At 67.8% G+C, this 15,525-nt stretch carries 12 protein-coding genes and 1 pseudogene; 7 read left to right on the top strand and 6 right to left on the bottom strand.

Annotated elements, in window-relative coordinates; all coding sequences use genetic code 11:
• Positions 1 to 60 precede the first annotated feature (60 nt).
• Positions 61 to 960 (top strand): LysR substrate-binding domain-containing protein, encoded by a 900-nt coding sequence (locus QF040_RS06010; RefSeq protein WP_429610240.1) that lies wholly within the window; start codon positions 61 to 63, stop codon positions 958 to 960.
• Here the strand turns inward: QF040_RS06010 and QF040_RS06005 are convergent.
• Positions 938 to 1,795, bottom strand: a complete 858-nt coding sequence (locus tag QF040_RS06005) for an NmrA family NAD(P)-binding protein (RefSeq protein ID WP_429610238.1) — start codon at positions 1,793 to 1,795, stop codon at positions 938 to 940. The two genes, QF040_RS06010 and QF040_RS06005, sit on opposite strands and share 23 nt — an antisense overlap.
• Before the next feature lie 121 nt (positions 1,796 to 1,916).
• On the opposite strand from QF040_RS06005, the gene QF040_RS06000 reads away from it, so the two are divergent.
• Together QF040_RS06000 and QF040_RS05995 are read left to right on the top strand one after the other, a co-directional pair.
• Positions 1,917 to 2,843, top strand: coding sequence for a LysR family transcriptional regulator (locus QF040_RS06000; protein ID WP_429610236.1), 927 nt, complete (start codon positions 1,917 to 1,919; stop codon positions 2,841 to 2,843).
• 84 nt (positions 2,844 to 2,927) lie between these two features.
• The gene (locus QF040_RS05995) at positions 2,928 to 4,148 is read left to right on the top strand and encodes an MFS transporter (protein WP_429610235.1); all 1,221 of its coding nucleotides are present in this window, start codon (positions 2,928 to 2,930) and stop codon (positions 4,146 to 4,148) included.
• A 10-nt stretch (positions 4,149 to 4,158) separates the two neighbouring features.
• Here the strand turns inward: QF040_RS05995 and QF040_RS05990 are convergent, their stop codons facing one another.
• The 4 genes from QF040_RS05990 to QF040_RS05975 all read right to left on the bottom strand — a co-directional run bounded on the left by QF040_RS05990 (position 4,159) and on the right by QF040_RS05975 (position 9,804).
• Positions 4,159 to 4,713, bottom strand: coding sequence for a methylated-DNA--[protein]-cysteine S-methyltransferase (locus QF040_RS05990; RefSeq protein WP_429610234.1), 555 nt, complete (start codon positions 4,711 to 4,713; stop codon positions 4,159 to 4,161).
• Complete coding sequence (locus QF040_RS05985) at positions 4,710 to 5,948, bottom strand: YbfB/YjiJ family MFS transporter (protein ID WP_429610233.1); 1,239 nt, start codon at positions 5,946 to 5,948, stop codon at positions 4,710 to 4,712. Before QF040_RS05985 ends, QF040_RS05990 begins: the two co-directional genes overlap by 4 nt.
• A 61-nt stretch (positions 5,949 to 6,009) precedes the next feature.
• The gene (locus tag QF040_RS05980) at positions 6,010 to 9,093 is read right to left on the bottom strand and encodes an FAD-binding and (Fe-S)-binding domain-containing protein (RefSeq protein WP_429610232.1); all 3,084 of its coding nucleotides are present in this window, start codon (positions 9,091 to 9,093) and stop codon (positions 6,010 to 6,012) included.
• A 15-nt stretch (positions 9,094 to 9,108) separates the two neighbouring features.
• On the bottom strand, positions 9,109 to 9,804 hold the full coding sequence (locus QF040_RS05975; RefSeq protein WP_429610231.1) for a GntR family transcriptional regulator: 696 nt from the start codon (positions 9,802 to 9,804) through the stop codon (positions 9,109 to 9,111).
• Between the two features lie 122 nt (positions 9,805 to 9,926).
• On the opposite strand from QF040_RS05975, the gene QF040_RS05970 reads away from it, so the two are divergent.
• The 3 genes and pseudogenes from QF040_RS05970 (at position 9,927) to QF040_RS05960 (ending at position 13,329) form a co-directional block, all read left to right on the top strand.
• A complete protein-coding gene (locus tag QF040_RS05970) occupies positions 9,927 to 11,171 on the top strand; it encodes a pyridoxal-phosphate-dependent aminotransferase family protein (protein WP_429610230.1) in 1,245 nt (414 codons plus the stop codon).
• Positions 11,172 to 11,285: 114 nt separating this feature from the next.
• Positions 11,286 to 12,264, top strand: a pseudogene (locus QF040_RS05965) (Bug family tripartite tricarboxylate transporter substrate binding protein).
• A gap of 303 nt (positions 12,265 to 12,567) precedes the next feature.
• Positions 12,568 to 13,329 (top strand): 2-keto-4-pentenoate hydratase, encoded by a 762-nt coding sequence (locus QF040_RS05960; RefSeq protein ID WP_429610228.1) that lies wholly within the window; start codon positions 12,568 to 12,570, stop codon positions 13,327 to 13,329.
• Here QF040_RS05960 and QF040_RS05955 read toward each other — a convergent pair.
• Positions 13,278 to 14,240, bottom strand: a complete 963-nt coding sequence (locus tag QF040_RS05955) for a LysR substrate-binding domain-containing protein (protein WP_429610227.1) — start codon at positions 14,238 to 14,240, stop codon at positions 13,278 to 13,280. The genes QF040_RS05960 and QF040_RS05955 overlap by 52 nt on opposite strands.
• Before the next feature lie 92 nt (positions 14,241 to 14,332).
• Here QF040_RS05955 and QF040_RS05950 point away from each other — a divergent pair, with 92 nt between their 5' ends.
• Entirely contained in the window at positions 14,333 to 15,523 is a 1,191-nt protein-coding gene (locus QF040_RS05950) for an MFS transporter (protein ID WP_429610225.1), read from the top strand.
• Positions 15,524 to 15,525 lie beyond the last annotated feature (2 nt).

Below are 15,525 nucleotides of genomic sequence, written 5' to 3'. Positions count from 1 at the left end.
CGCGGCAAGGCGGGCTGACAAACGAGATTAGCGCCCCTCATGCGTGAGAAAATTGCACGCATGCCGCTTCGAGAACCGCCCCTCAACGCCGTGCGCGCCTTTGTCGCCGCGGCCCGCCACCTGAGTTTCACGCGCGCGGCAGAGGAACTTCATGTCACCCACAGCGCGGTGAGCCGGCAGATCAAGAGCCTTGAAGAATGCCTGGGCGTCGCGCTGTTCGAGCGGCGCATCCGGCAGGTGGCATTGACGGCCGAAGGCCAGCAGTTCTTCGCCGAAGCCGGACCGGCGCTGGCGCAGATCAACGCGGCCGCACAGGCCCTGCAGGCGCAAGGCCCGGCCCGCGCGGTGCGGATCAACGTGCGGCCGTCATTCGCGGTGCGCTGGCTGATTCCGCGGCTGCCGCTATTCGTCGAACGCCATCCTGACATCGAACCGCAAGTCGTCACCAGCACTGTGATGCCGGAGCAGGCCACCGGCAGCTTCGACATCGCGGTGCGTCGCGGCCTCGAGGGCTGGCCCTCGTCCGCCCGGGTGCATCCCTTTCTCGAAGACGAAGTGCTGGTGGTCGGCGCGCCTGCCCTGTTCAAGGCGCATCCGCTGGCCGACCTGCGTGCGCTGGCGTCGCATGTGCAGCTCTCGGCCAAGACGCGCAAGGACGACTGGGACGCCTGGAAGAAGCAGGTCGGCGCGCCGCGCACGAAGCCTGCCGGCCGCCTGCAGTTCGACCATCTTCACTTCGTGCTGCAGGCCGCGGTCGATGGCCTCGGCATCGCCCTCGCGCCGACCTCGCTCGTGTCGCACGACCTGGCCTCGGGCCGCCTGCAATCGCCGCTGCCTGCGCTGCGCATGGCGCTCGATCGCTACTACTACGGCCTCGCTTCCGACGCCGCGCCGGAAGCCCGGCATGTCGCGGCGTGGTTCGAGGAGATGCTGCCCCTCAGTTCGCCAACGAGCGAATGACTTCGACGAGACCGACCTCGCCCTTGCGCACGGTCGCATCGCCGCCCTCGAAGGTGATCCATCCCTCGTTGAAGCCGTCGAGCATCTGGATGCGCGGCATCGGGTCCCTCATTCCCTGCGAAAGAAACAGCGAACCCCAGGTCTCGCGCGGCACCGCTTCGGCTTGAACCGGGCGGCCCAGCACCGTAGCGAGCGCCGCGGCGATCGCGTTCGGGCTCACACGCTCCGGGCCTTCGAGTTCGACGATGCGTTCGACCGCGCCCTCCTGCACCAGCAGTTCGGCCGCGACACGGCCGACGTCGGCCGCGGCGACCATCGGCACCGGCCTGTCGAGCGGCAGCAGGAAGCTCGCGAAAACGCCCTGCTCGCGCGCCGCTGCAATGTCCCAGGCGAGGTTGTCGAGGAACCAAGCGGGCCGCAGGAACGCGACGGTCAACGGCAGCGCCGACAGCGCCTGCTCCATCAGGGTGCGCTGGCTCAGCAGGTTCGATTGCGTGGCCTGCGCGCCGACGGTCGAGAGGCAGATCACGCGGGCCGGCCGCGCTGCGACAAGCGCGCGGCTCACCGCGTCGATGACGGTCTTCGCTTCGGGGAAGCCGGGCGTGGGATCGAAGTTCGGTGGCGGCAGGACGAAGACACCTCGAACGCCGGTGAAGGCGCGCGTCAAGGACGCCGCATCTTCCATGTCGGCGATAGCGACTTCGCAGCCGAGGTCGGACCAGACCTTGCCCATGGCTGCATCGCGCACCACCGCGCGAACGGAATGGCCCTCGGCCAGCAAGGTGCGCGCGACGGCGCCGCCGACATTGCCTGTGATACCGGTGATTGCGTACATGAGACTTTCCTTCTTTCTTCGAATGAATCGATTGCGATGGAAGGAATGTAGGAATCCGGCGTCTTTGAGTAAAGCGACCCAGAGGCATATCATTCATGACACCTGATCACGAATACAAAACATGGCACTCGACGGACGACTCCTCTCCAACGTGGGCGTGCTCGCCGCTGTCGTCGAAGGCGGCAGCTTCGCGAGCGCGGCCAATGCGCTCGGCCTCACACCCTCGGGCGTCAGCCGCGCCATCGCACGGCTCGAAGCGCGCATCGGCGTGCGCCTGTTCGACCGCACGACGCGCTCGCTCAATCTCACGGACGAAGGCCGGCTGCTCTATGCCAACGTCAATCCGCTGGTGCTGGGCATCGAGGACGCAGTGACCATCGCCGCGGGTGCGGCAGGTGCTGTGCGCGGGCGCCTGCGCGTCAACACCGACGCCTTCACATCGCGCCTTTTGATCGCGCCGCACCTCCCGCGCTTTCTCGACCAGTACCCCGAGCTGTCGCTCGACCTCGTCGCGCGCGACCAGCTCGGCGATTTGGTGGCCGAAGGCTTCGACATCGCAGTGCGCTTCGGCGAACCGCCCTCCTCGTCGCTGGTCGCGCGCAAGCTCATGGACACGCGCATCGTGACCGTCGCGACGCCTGCTTACCTGAAGCGCCATGGGCGCCCCGTGAAGCCCGCGGATCTCGTCGGCCACGCATGCCTGCAGGTGCGCAACCCGGTCACGGGGCAGCCCTACGCATGGGAATTCCAGCGCGGCCGCAAGCTAATCAAGGTGCCCACCACCGGCCGGCTGCTGCTGACCGATGCGGGCACCATCCTCGCCACCGCGCTCGCGGGCGTGGGCGTTGCGCAGATCAAGGCGGTGGGCATCCAGCAGCACCTCGACAGCGGCGAGTTCGTCGACCTGTTTCCCGACTGGCCCGACGAACGCTTTCCGCTTTATGCGCTGTACCCGTCGCGCCACCTTCCGGCGGCGAAGGTGCGGGCGTTCATCGACTTCGTGATGGCGGCCATCGCTCCCGAAGCGAAGCCCGGACCGCGCCGATGAGACGGCTGCTCGCAGGTCCGTAAACGGCCAGCGCCGGAGAGGGCTCACGCGGAGGATCGGGCTTTTCCTTTCGAGCCTTGCCGCATGCCTTCCGCCCTTCCCCGTTCTTTTCAGAATCTCGCGTGGTCGAACCTCGCGGCGCAATCGGCCGAGCAACTCAGCCTCGCGGCCGTACCGTTGGTCGCGGTGCTGATGCTCGGCGCGGGGCCGGGCGAGATCGGTTTTCTCGCGGCGGTCCAGACGCTGCCTTTCCTGCTGGTCTCGATGCCGCTTGGGCTGCTGGCCGATCGCATGTCGCGCCAGCGCCTGATGGCGTGGGCGGAAGCACTGCGGGCGGCGTCGCTGCTGGTGCTTCTTGCGATGGTGTTCGCGTCGAAGCTCAGCATCGCATGGCTGGCCGTGCTCGGATTTCTCGGAGCGGTGGGCACCGTGGGTTTCAGCGTCGCGGCGCCGGCCCTGGTGCCCGCGCTCGTGCCGCGCGAGGCGCTCGCGTCGGCCAACGGAAGGCTCGAGCTCGCACGCAGCGCAGCGTTCACTGCCGGCCCCGCGCTTGCTGGCGCGCTGGTCGCATGGGCGGGCGCTTCGGCCGCGTTCGTGCTGGCGGCAGTCCTGTCGGTCACGGCCGTGGCATTGCTGCTGCGATTGACCGAAGCACCGCGCTCTTCCACCTCCCCGCGCCATCCGCTGCTCGAAGTGAGGGACGGCGCCCGCTTCGTCTGGCACCACGAATTGCTGCGGCCGATGGCGATCACCGGTGCGGTCTTCAACATCTCGTGGTTCGTGCTGCAGGCTGGGTACGTGCCTTATGCAGTGCGGGTGCTCGGGCTCGGCGCGCAGGCGGTGGGCTTCACGCTGGCGATGTACGGCGCGGGCATGGTGGCGGGCGCGCTGCTGACCTCGCGCGTCGTGGCGCGGCTGCCCTTCGGCCGCGCCATCCAGGTCGGCCCCGCCGTGGCGGTGATCGCGGCGGGCGTGATGGCGGGCACGCTGGTCTTTCCCCTCGCATCGCTGGCTGCGCTGTCGTTCTTTCTCTTCGGCGCGGGTCCGATGGTCTGGGTCATCACCTCGACCACGCTGCGGCAGAGCGTCGTGCCTTCGACGATGCTGGGGCGGGTGTCGGCCGTGTTCCTCACGATCAACGCGGGAGCGCGGCCCATCGGTGCCGCGCTGGGTGGCGCCGTGGGTGCCGCATGGGGCGAGCCGGCCTGCTTGCTGCTCGCGCTCGCGGGGTTCGTGCTGCAGGCCGCGATCATCTTTGCATCGCGCATCGCGACGCTGCACCGGCTGCCTGTTCCGGCCGTTTGAAAAAAGGCCCTCAGAACAGCGACGCCATCCCGTTCGGCCGCGCGTCCTCGATGTCGAGCATGCGCAGCTTGGTCAGCGCGCCGCCACCGGCCGAAAAGCCGCCGGGCTTGTTGCCCGCTGCGAGCACGCGGTGGCACGGCACCACCGGCGCGAAGGGGTTGTGGCCCATAGCTTGCCCCACGGCGCGCGACAGCCCTTTGTCGCCGAGCGCTTCGGCGATCTCGCCATAAGTGCGCGTCTGCCCCGGCGGAATGCTTCGCGCGATGGCGTAGATGCGCTGGTGGAATTCCGACACGCCGCGCATGTCGAGCACGATGTGGCTCAGGTCGTCGTGCACGCCTTGCAGCAGGCTCTGGATGGCGGCGATGGCGTGTTGCGCCATGTCGTTCGGTGGTCCTTCGTGCAGCTTCGGAAAGCGGTGCCGCATGCGCGCCCGCGTGGCCGGCTCGCCCTCGTCGGTAGGCAGTTGCACGCCAACCAATCCGTGCGGCCCCCAGGCCAGCGCGCACATGCCGATGGTGGTTTCGAACAATGCGAAGCCCGTGGCGTCGTCTGGTTCCGTCATCCGATCTCCTTCAACGCATGCTGGCGCGATGCCAGCACCGCAGCGAGCCACAGCGCGATCGCCGAAGCCACCAGCCCGCGCGCGAGGCCGCCGGGGCCATCCGAAATCCACCCCGTCACTGTCGGGCCGACGATCTGCCCGAGCGCGAAGACGATGGTGAAGAGGCTGATGCCCTGCGCCCATCGTGCCGGCGGCAGGTTGTGGCGCACCAGCGCGGTGGTCGAAGCCACCACCGACAGGAACACGCCGCCGAACAGCACGCCCGAGGCCAGCGCCACGGGCGCCGAAGCGCTCAGCACCGGCAGCAGCGTGGCCACGCCCAGCAGCCCGTTCAGCAGTGCCTGCGGCTGGCCGCCGCGGTAGCGGTCGAGCAGTCCGGCCCACAACCGCGACGAGGCCACGCAGGCGATGCCCAGCAAGGCATAGAACAGGGTGACGAAGCCGGCGCTGGCGCCCTGCTCCCGCAGCAGCGCGATCACGAAGGTCATGTAGCCGATGTAGCCCATGCCGAAGAGCGCGTAGCCCGCGAGGGCCCATCCGAAGTGGCGCAGTGCGACGGGCGCAGCCTCAGCCGCGGTCGCAGCCGATGGCGTTGCCGAAGCCGGAGGACTTGGCATCGCGCGCGCGGCCCAGGCCAGCAGGCCGGTCGCGGCTGCGCTCGCAAGCGCCAGCGCCCACCACGCCCACGTCCACCCATGCGGCACATCCGACGCCGCGCGCAGCACCTGCGGCACGAGCAGCGCCGACAACAGGATGCCGAAACCGGTACCGCCGTAATAGATGCCGAGAAGCAGCCCGCTGCGCGAGGCGCCGGCCCGTGCATCCGCTTCGCCGAGCCGCGCCGCCAGCAACCCGCCTGCCACGAACACCCATGCGCTGGCCACGCCGGCCAGCAGGCGCTGCAGCAGCAAGGCCGGCGCATCGGTCACGAAGCCGCTGCCCGCCATGAACACGCTGGCCAGCACGGCACCGACGATCAGAAGCCGCGTCACGCCGAAGCGTCGCATCAGCGCCGGCGTGACCAGCGCACCGGCGAGGTAGCCGACCGCGTTGGCGGTGTTCATGCCGCCGGCCAGCGCGTAGCTCCAGCCGAGGTCGGCGCGCATCGGCGGCAGCAGCAGCGCGTAGGCGAAACGGGTGATGCCGAGCGACACCGCTGCGCCCATCGACAACGCGAACGCAAGGCGCAGTGTGGGCTGCGCGCGAAGGGAGGGAGAAGGGAGGATGGTCGACATCGGATCGGACGGCGCAGCCATTTTGCGGCAGCCCGCGCGATCCTGCCTGCAGGCCAGCCGGTTACCGCGTCGCTGGCTCCGACTTCAGCAGATGGCGCGCCAGCAGCACCGCCACATGCACCGCCTCGCGCTGCGCTCCATCGCCGATCTGATGGCGGCAACTGGTGCCATCGGCCACCACCACCGCATCGGGCTTCGCACGGATGGCAGGCAGCAGGCTCGCCTCGGCCATCTGCATCGAGACGTCGAAGTGGCTCGCCTCGTAGCCGAAGCTGCCGGCCATGCCGCAACAGGAGCTTTCGATCAACTCGGGCTCGGCGCCGGGAATGAGCTTGAGCACCTCCATGATCGGGCTCACCGCACCGAAGGCTTTCTGGTGGCAATGGCCGTGCAGGAGGATCGGCGCGGCGGACGGCTTCAGCGACAGCTTGAACCGGCTCGCCTTGATTTCGCGCGCGATGAATTCCTCGAACAGCAGCGCCTGCTTCGCCACGGTCTGGGCCTTGTCGCCGAAGCCCATCACCAGCGTCTCGTCGCGCAGCGTAAGCAGGCACGAAGGTTCGAGGCCGACGATGGGGATGCCCGCTTGCGCGAGCGGCAGCAGCGCATCGATCAATGCCTCGGCGCGCACCTTGGCCTCGTCCACCATGCCGCTCGCGAGGAAAGTCCGGCCGCAGCAATGGTGGCCGCCGCCCTTTCCGCCGCCCTTCTCGACCGTGTGCAGCACATAGCCTGCGGCTTCGAGCACGCGTGCGGCCGCAAACGCGTTCTCGCATTCGAAGGTGCCGTTGAAGGTATCGACAAAAAGCACCGCCGCCTTGCCACCGCGCGCCGCCACCGACAGCACCGAGGCTTGGTCGGCGAACAACCCGGGCTCATTGCCCTTCGCGCGCCAGAAGGTGTCGCTGCGCCATTCGGGCAGCGAGCGCTTCGCCGAAAAGCCCAAGAGCTTCTCACCGAGCCAAGCCGCGCCGGGCACGCTGTTGCGCAGGTTCAGCAGCCACGGCATGCGGCTCGCCTTGTGCGCGTAGTCGGGCATGTAGGCCACGAGCTTGTCCTTCAGCGTATGGCCGTGGCGCTTCTTGTAGTGGTCGAGAAACTCGATCTTCATCTTCGCCATGTCCACGCCCGTCGGGCAATCGCGCTTGCAGCCCTTGCAGCCGACGCACAGGTCCATGGTCTCGTGCATGGCTTCGCTGGTGAAGGCATTAGCGCCGAGCTGGCCCGAGAGCGCGAGGCGCAGCGTGTTGGCGCGGCCGCGCGTGAGGTGCTGCTCGTCGCGCGTCACGCGGTAACTCGGGCACATGGTGCCGGCGTCGAACTTCCGGCAGTGGCCGTTGTTGTTGCACATCTCCACGGCTTTCGCGAGGCCGCCGGTGCTGTCGCCGCCGGTGCCGGGCGCGGTGGTTACTTCGGTCACCGGATCGGCATTGACGTTCCAGGCCGACCAGTCGAGCACCGGCTTGAGTTCGATGCGCCGGTACGGCTTCGGTGCCGTCGGCGGTGCGAAGCGGAACAGCGAGCCGTCGTCCATGCGCGGCGGATCGATGATCTTGCCGGGGTTGAACAGGTCGATCGGGTCCAGCTTCTTCTTGATCGCGCGAAAGGCCTCGTTGATGGCTGGGCCGAACTGCCATTCGATCCACTCGCCGCGGCAGAGGCCGTCACCGTGCTCGCCACTGAACGCGCCCTTGTACTTGCGCACCAGCGCGCTGGCTTCTTCGGCGATGGCGCGCATCTTGGCCGCGCCATCGGTGCGCATGTCGAGGATCGGCCGCACATGCAGCGTGCCGACGGAGGCGTGCGCGTACCAGGTGCCGCGGCTGCCGTACTTCGCAAACACCTCGGTCAGCGCATCGGTGTATTCGGCCAGGTGTTCGAGCGGCACCGCGCAGTCTTCGATGAAGCTCACCGGCTTGCCGTCGCCCTTGAGGCTCATCATGATGTTGAGGCCGGCCTTGCGCACTTCCCACAGGTTCTTCTGGCGCGCGTCGTCGGGCATCTCGACCACGCTGCCTGGCAAGCCCAGGTCGCCCATCAGTTCGACCAGTTGCTTCAACTGCGGCAGCAGCGCGGCCTTGTCGGCACCGGAGAACTCGACCAGCAGGATGGCCGCGGGCTTGCCGATCAGCGCGGTTTCCACCGTCGGCTTGAAGGCGGGGTTCGCCAGGCTCAGCTCGATCATCGTGCGGTCAACCAGTTCCACCGCTGTCGGGCCGAGCTTCACGATGTGCTGCGCCGCATCCATGGCCGCATGGAAGGTCGGGAAGTTCACGATGCCCAGCACCTTCGCGCGCGGCAACGGGGCGAGCTTGAGCTTCAGGCTCTTGGTGTACGCGAGCGTGCCTTCGGAGCCGATCAGGAGGTGCGCAAGGTTCACGCTGCCATCGGCGGTGTACGGCTTCTCGCTCTGGTTGTCGAAGATGTCGAGGTTGTAGCCGGCCACGCGGCGCATCACCTTGGGCCAGTGCTCGGCCATCGCATCGCGGTGCTGCCGCGCGAGGCCGCGCACGAACTGCGCGATGCCGGCCGCGCGCACGCCGAGCGTGCCCGTCGGTCCGAACTCCACCAGCTCGCCGCTCGACAGCCAGGCGCTCGCGCCCAGCACGTTGTGCACCATGTTCCCGTAGGCGATGGAGCGCGAACCACAGGAGTTGTTGCCCGCCATGCCGCCCAGCGTGGCCTGCGCGCTGGTCGACACATCGACCGGGTACCAGAGCCCGAGCGGCTTGAGCTTCGCGTTCAGGTGATCGAGCACGAGGCCGGGTTCGACAGTCGCCGTGCCCTCCTCCGCATTCACCTCGAGCACGCGCCGAAAGTGCTTGCTGTTGTCGATGACCAGCGCCGCGCCGGTGGTCTGGCCGCACTGGCTCGTCCCGCCGCCGCGTGCCAACACCGGCACCTTGAGGTCGCGTGCGATGTCGATGGCGGTGGCGATGTCTTTGTCGTTCGTCGGCACGAAGGCGCCGACCGGCGTGATCTGGTAGATCGACGCGTCGGTGGCGTAGCGCCCGCGCGAGCCGTCGTCGAAGAGCACCTCACCTTGCGTTTCGGCGCGCAGCCGGCGCGAGAGCAGCTCGCAGGTGTCGTTGGGCGGAAGAACGGTTCCGGCTGGCTGCATGTGGCTGGCGGGATCGATGCGCATGGTGGATGTGTGGGGTCAGTTGGCCTGGTTGGCCTGGGGGTAGATCTCGCCGGCGCGCAGCAGCTCCAGCACCGTGTCGCGCTTGCGCAGCACGTGCGCGATGAGCACCTTGCGCATCGCCTGCGCGTCGCGCGCCGCCAGCGCCTGGATCATCTGTTCGTGCTCGTCGACCGCGTGCTTCCACTTGGTCTCGTTCTGGTTGGTGCGAAAGCGCAGCGACTGCACCCGCGCATTGATCGAGCGGTAGGTGCCCGCGAGCACCGGGTTCCCCGCGGCCTCGTTGATGGCCGTGTGGATGCGCGCGTTCAGGCGGTAGTAGCCCGAGAGATCACGCCGCGAAAAGCAGGCCAGCATTTCGTAGTGCAGCGCGCGCACCTCGGCCAGTTCTTCATCAGTGATGCGCTTGGCGGCAAGCTCGCCCGACATGCCCTCGAGCATCGCCAGCACCTCGAAGGTGTCGAGCACATCGGTCTCGGTGAGCTTCACGGCCACCGCGCCGCGGTTGGGCAACAGGTCGACCAGCCCCTCGGCCGCAAGCAGCTTGATGGCTTCGCGCAGCGGCGTGCGCGACACACGCAATTGCAGGCACAGCTCGCGCTCGTTGAGCTTGGCGCCGGGGGCGATGTGCCCCTCCACCAGCATGGTGCGAAGGCGCGCAGCGACCTGGTCGTGCAATGCGAGCCTGGAGATTTCGATGATTTCTGCGGTCATGGCTGGATTCCCTTGAATGCATTTTGAATGCAAAGATTGGGACCCACAACCCCAGCAATTCAGGGTAAACCAGCATACGCAAATCAATTTTGAATGCAAAACTGAAAGCGAAAGGACAGTCCATGCTGCAACTCGACATCCATCCCACCGGCCGCCATTTCCTCCAGATTCCCGGTCCGAGCCCGGTGCCCGACCGCATCCTGCGGGCCATGAGCCTGCCTACCATCGACCACCGCGGGCCCGAGTTCGGCACGCTGGGTTTGAAGGTGCTCGGTGGCATCAAGCAGATCTTCAAGACGAAGCATCCGGTCGCGATCTATCCCGCTTCGGGCACCGGCGCGTGGGAAGCCGCCCTGGCCAATACGCTGAGCCCGGGCGACCACGTGCTCATGTACGAGACCGGCCACTTCGCCTCGCTCTGGCAGAAGATGGCCACGCGCCTCGGCCTCTCGACCGAATTCCTCGCGCTCGCCGGCACCGACGAACATTTGCCGAATGCGCCGAGCTGGCGCCGCGGCGTGCAGGCCGAACTCATCGAGGCACGCCTTCGCAAGGACACCGAGAAGAAGATCAAGGCCGTGTGCGTGGTGCACAACGAAACCTCCACCGGCGTCACCTCCGATATCGCCTCGGTGCGCAAGGCCATCGACGCGGCCGGCCACCCCGCCCTGTTGATGGTCGACAGCATCTCGGGTCTCGCGAGCGCCGATTTCTGGCATGACGAATGGGGCGTGGACGTCACCATCAGCGGCTCGCAGAAGGGCCTGATGCTGCCGCCGGGCATCAGCTTCAACGCGCTCTCGCCGCGTGCGATCGAAGTCTCGAAGACCGCCAAGCTTCCGCGCGCCTTCTGGGCCTGGGACGAGATCGTCGAGATGAACAAGGACGGCTACTGGCCCTACACGCCGAACACCAACCTGCTCTACGGCCTGTCGGAATCGCTCGACATGATCCTGGGCGAAGGGCTGGACAACGTGTTCGCGCGCCACCAGCGCTGGGGCGCCGGCGTGCGCGCCGCGGTCAACGCCTGGGGCCTGCCGATCCAGTGCGCGGACCCTGCCGTCTACTCGCCCGTGCTCACCGGCGTGATCACGCCCGAAGGCGTCGATGCCGACGCGCTGCGCCGCCTGATCCATCAGCGCTTCGACCTCTCGCTCGGCACCGGCCTCGGCAAGCTCAAGGGCCGCATGTTCCGCATGGGCCATCTGGGCGACAGCAACGACCTGACCCTCGTGGCCATGGTCGCGGGTGTCGAGATGGGCATGAAGCTCTCGGGCATCAAGCTCGCAGGCAGCGGCGTGCAAGCGGCAATGGACCATTTCGCGAACCACGCGGCGGCGCCCGTCGGCTTGCAGAAAGCCGCCTAGGCCTGCGACACACCGGCCGCAACGCATCGCTCGAACGATGCGGCGGCCGCCACCTTGCCGGACCTGTCGACAGGCCGGCACGCATCGGACCCCAACACCACGGAGACAAAGATGATGCAAAGACGTTCCCTCATTCAAGCCGCCGGCGCCGCGGCCGCCACGCTGGGCGTGCCCCGGCTCTTCGCACAGGAAGTGGCCCTCGGGGCCCGTGCGCATCGTGGTGGGCTTTCCACCCGGCGGCGGCACCGATGCGCTCGCGCGCGTGGTTGCGCAGAAGCTCACCGTGATGTGGGGCCAGCAGGTCATCGTCGAGAACAAGGGCGGCGTCGCCGGTGTGCTCGCGGCCGACTACGTGGCCCAGCAACCCAGCGACGGCAGCACCCTGCTGATGGCCCACATCAACAGCCATGCGCTTGCGCCCAGCCTGCAGCCCAAGCTGCGCTACAACGTGGAGCGCGACTTCGTGCCGATCGTGCTCGTGGGCGTCACGCCCAACCTGCTGATCGCGAATCCGGGGCAGAAGGCGTTGAGCGTGAAAGACATCGTGGCCGCCTGCAAGGCCGCGCCCGGCACGGTGAGTTTCGGCTCGGCCGGTGCGGGGTCGGCGCAGCACCTCGCGCTGGAAATGTTCAAGCTGCAAGGCGGCGTCGATGCACTGCATGTGCCCTACAAAGGCAGCGGCCCATTGCTTGCCGACCTGATGGGCGGTCAGATCCAGTACAGCTTCGAGACAATGACGGCCGCGACGCCGCACGTGAAGAACGGCCGCGTGATCGCTGTCGCCCAGACGCGCACCAAGCGCGCCAAGGGCCACCCGAGCGTGCCGACGATGCAGGAGCAAGGCTTCGCAGGCTTCGAGGCCACCACGTGGTACGGGCTTGTCGGCCCGGGCAAGCTGCCGCCTGCGATTGCGCAGAAGGTGAATCGCGATGTGAATACCGTGCTCGCAATGCCCGATGTGCAGGAGCGCATGGACACCTACGGCGCGGAAGACGGCGGTGGTTCGCAGGACAAGTTCAAGCAGTTCATCAGCACTGAAATTGCCAAGTGGGCGAAGGTCGTCAAGGACGGCAACGTGCACGTGGAAACCTGAGGTCTTTGTTCGGGGCAAACGATCACGCCGACGGGGTACCTTGCTCCGCGAATGTCCCCCGGGGCTTCGCCCCTCCTCCTTGATTTCGCTGCGCAAGGCACCCCATCGGCGTGCTCGTTTTCAGAGCGGTCGTTGATCAGCGATATGCCAGCAGCGCGTCCAAGTGCGAAGGGCATCGGGTGCTCCACGCAGCGAAATCAAGGAGGAGGCGAAGCCGGGGGACATTCGCGGAGGGGAGTACCCGGTGGCCTTCGCACTCGCCCTGAACAGAGCAACTGACAAAATCCAAAGATGAACCCACAAATGACCGCCCTCGCCGACGCCTTGATCGCCGCACGCCGCAGCAACCGCACCCTCGATGCCGCCCCCTGGACCGATGCGCTGCAAGACGCAGCCCAGGCCTACGAAGTGCAGGACGCCGTGGCCGCAGCGCTCGACTGGTTCGGTGACGACGGCACCGTCCCCGGCCATTGGAAATCCGGCGGCGGCTCGCGCAGCGTGACGCTCACGCATGCGCCGCTGCCTCCGTTAGGCGTGCGCCAGAGCCCCGCGAATTTCGACGACCTCGTGTTCCACACGCCCGGCATCGAGTCCGAAATCGCGTTGCGGCTCGGCCAGGATGTGACCCCTGAACAAGCCGCCAAACTCGATCACGACAACTCGGCCTCGCTCATCGACGCGATGGCCGTCTCCATCGAAATCGTCGATTCGCGCTGGCAAGACCTCGCCTCCACACCCGCCCTGCTCCGCCTGGCCGACTCGCAAGTCCATGGCGCATTGGTGCTCGGCGAATGGCAACCCTACGCCGCCATCGACTGGGCTTCGCAACGCTGCGAAACGCGCATCGGCGATGGCGAAGTCGTCGTGCGCGAAGGCACCCATCCGCTGGCCGACCCGGCGTGGCTGCTGCCGATCTGGCTGCGTCACATCACGCGGCATGGGCAGACCGCGCGCGCGGGCACCGTCGTCACAACGGGCTCATGGGTCGGCGTGCTGCCGTGCCGCCGAGGCGATCAGGTGACGGCCGAATTCCCCGGCATCGGCGCGGTCCGCTTGCGCGTGTAGCGCCCGTCGCCCACGCCCGAGCAGGCGACCAGGAAGTCGAGCACCGCACGCACCCGCGCGGGCAGCGTGCCGGCCTTGCCGATGTAGACCGCGTGGATCGGCTCGATCTCGCCGGGGTTGAATTCCTCCAACAGCGGCACCAGCCGCCCGGCGTCGATGTCGTGCTGGATGTGATACAGCGACAGCCGCGCCGCGCCCGCACCCGCGATGGCCAGTTGCCGCAGCGTTTCGCCATCGCCCGCGCGCACCGGGCCTGCCACCGGCATCGCGATCGTCCGGCCATCCACGCGAAGCGGCCAGTCCGGCGTGTTGCGCCGGTAGCTCCACCCGAGCCGGTTGTGCGCCTCCAGTTCCTGCGGTGTGTGAGGCGTGCCGTATTTCTTGAGGTAGCCGGGCGAAGCCACGATGGCCTGGCTCGTTTCGCCGAGGCGTCGCGCCACGAGGTCGGACGCCGGCAGCTGGCCCCAGCGGATCGCGATGTCCGCCCGCTCGTCCATCAGGTCGACGATGCGGTCGGTGAGCGCGATGTCCAGCGTGATTTCCGGATGCATCTCGAGCAGGCGCGGCACCAGCGGCACCAGCTTGTGATGGCCGAACGAAACACTGGCATTGATGCTCACCCGCCCGCGCGGCGCGGCCCCTGCGGCGGCACAGCGCTCGGCCTCGTCCATGTCGGCCAGCACGCGGGTGCTGCGCTCGTAGAAATGCAGCCCTTCGGGCGTGAGCTGCAGCTTGCGGGTGGAGCGGTGCACGAGCTGGATGCCCAGCCGCAGTTCGAGCCGCGCCACCAGCTTGCTGATGGCCGAGGGGGTCATGTCCAAGAGACGCGCCGCCGCGGAGAAACCGCCGGACTCGACCACCTGCACGAAAGCCTCCATTTCACCGGAGCGATTGACGTCGATGCGCGGCATGGGCCTTCCTTTTCTGTGACTTCAAATCACAAGTGCATGTACCGGCGGCATTCTAGTCACAGGCCCTGAATGTCCGCACAGTACAGGACATCATGCCAATCGCTCTACTTGCCCTCACCGCCGGTGCCTTCGGGATAGGCACCACCGAGTTCGTCATCATGGGCCTGCTGATGCAGGTGTCGACGGACCTTCATGTCTCCATCACGATGGCCGGCCTGCTGATTTCGGGCTATGCGCTCGGCGTCGCGGTCGGCGCGCCCGTGCTCACCATTGCCACCCGCAAGCTGCCGCGCAAGACCGTGCTGCTCGCGCTGATGGCGATCTTCACGCTCGGCAACCTGGCCTGTGCGCTCGCGCCCAACTACGAAATGCTGATGGCCGCGCGCGTTATCACCTCACTCGCGCACGGCACCTTCTTCGGCGTCGGCTCGGTGGTGGCCACCGGGCTCGTGGCGCCCGAGCGCCGCGCCTCGGCCATCGCGATCATGTTCACCGGCCTCACCGCCGCCACGCTGCTCGGCGTGCCGGCGGGTGCATGGCTGGGTCTGCAGTTCGGCTGGCGCTCGGCCTTCTGGGCGGTGACGCTGATCGGCGTGCTGGCCCTCGTGGTGCTCGCGGTGTTCGTGCCGCGCGTGAAGGGCGAGGCCAAGCCCGCGCCGCTGCGCGAAGAACTCGCCGTGCTGGCCCGCCCGCAAGTGCTGCTGGGCCTGGCGATGACAGTGCTGGGCTTTGCCGGCGTGTTCGTGGTGTTCACCTACATCCAGCCGCTGCTGACGCAGATCACCGGGCTCTCGGAATCGGCTGTGTCGCCGATCCTGCTGGTGTTCGGCGGCGGCCTCGCGGTCGGCAACATCCTTGGCGGCAAGCTCGCCGACCGCGCGCCGATGGCCGCCGTGCTCGGCACGCTGGTGGCGCTGGCCGTGGTGCTCGGCGCGATGCAGTTCACCATCGGCACGCCGTTCACCGCGGTGGTCTTTGTCGGGCTGCTGGGTGTGGCCTCCTTCGCGACCGTGGCGCCGATGCAATTGCGGGTGCTGGAGAAGGCCTCGGGCGCGGGGCAGAACCTCGCATCGAGCCTCAACATCGCGGCCTTCAACCTCGGCAATGCGCTGGGCGCGTGGGTCGGCGGTGCGGTGATCGACCATGGCCCGGGCCTGCGCGCATTGGGCTGGGTGGCGGCGCTGCTCACGCTCGTGGGCCTGGCCATCGCGCTCTGGAGCCGGTCGCTCGACCGGCGGGAAACCGGTCGCCCCGTGAGCGATTGCGCTTCGGCGCGGGCCTGATC

Source organism: Variovorax sp. W2I14 (genome assembly GCF_050435205.1).
Classification (GTDB): domain Bacteria; phylum Pseudomonadota; class Gammaproteobacteria; order Burkholderiales; family Burkholderiaceae_C; genus Variovorax; species Variovorax paradoxus_C.
This window is presented reverse-complemented; position numbering and strand designations above follow the sequence as displayed.

What these genes read in the sequence shown, in the direction of transcription:
- QF040_RS06010 (WP_429610240.1), top strand. Translation starts at nt 61, where the DNA reads ATGCCGCTTCGAGAACCGCCCCTCAACGCCGTGCGCGCCTTTGTCGCC.
- QF040_RS06005 (WP_429610238.1), bottom strand. Translation starts at nt 1,795, where the DNA reads ATGTACGCAATCACCGGTATCACAGGCAATGTCGGCGGCGCCGTCGCG.
- QF040_RS06000 (WP_429610236.1), top strand. Translation starts at nt 1,917, where the DNA reads ATGGCACTCGACGGACGACTCCTCTCCAACGTGGGCGTGCTCGCCGCT.
- QF040_RS05995 (WP_429610235.1), top strand. Translation starts at nt 2,928, where the DNA reads ATGCCTTCCGCCCTTCCCCGTTCTTTTCAGAATCTCGCGTGGTCGAAC.
- QF040_RS05990 (WP_429610234.1), bottom strand. Translation starts at nt 4,713, where the DNA reads ATGACGGAACCAGACGACGCCACGGGCTTCGCATTGTTCGAAACCACC.
- QF040_RS05985 (WP_429610233.1), bottom strand. Translation starts at nt 5,948, where the DNA reads ATGTCGACCATCCTCCCTTCTCCCTCCCTTCGCGCGCAGCCCACACTG.
- QF040_RS05980 (WP_429610232.1), bottom strand. Translation starts at nt 9,093, where the DNA reads ATGCGCATCGATCCCGCCAGCCACATGCAGCCAGCCGGAACCGTTCTT.
- QF040_RS05975 (WP_429610231.1), bottom strand. Translation starts at nt 9,804, where the DNA reads ATGACCGCAGAAATCATCGAAATCTCCAGGCTCGCATTGCACGACCAG.
- QF040_RS05970 (WP_429610230.1), top strand. Translation starts at nt 9,927, where the DNA reads ATGCTGCAACTCGACATCCATCCCACCGGCCGCCATTTCCTCCAGATT.
- QF040_RS05960 (WP_429610228.1), top strand. Translation starts at nt 12,568, where the DNA reads ATGACCGCCCTCGCCGACGCCTTGATCGCCGCACGCCGCAGCAACCGC.
- QF040_RS05955 (WP_429610227.1), bottom strand. Translation starts at nt 14,240, where the DNA reads ATGCCGCGCATCGACGTCAATCGCTCCGGTGAAATGGAGGCTTTCGTG.
- QF040_RS05950 (WP_429610225.1), top strand. Translation starts at nt 14,333, where the DNA reads ATGCCAATCGCTCTACTTGCCCTCACCGCCGGTGCCTTCGGGATAGGC.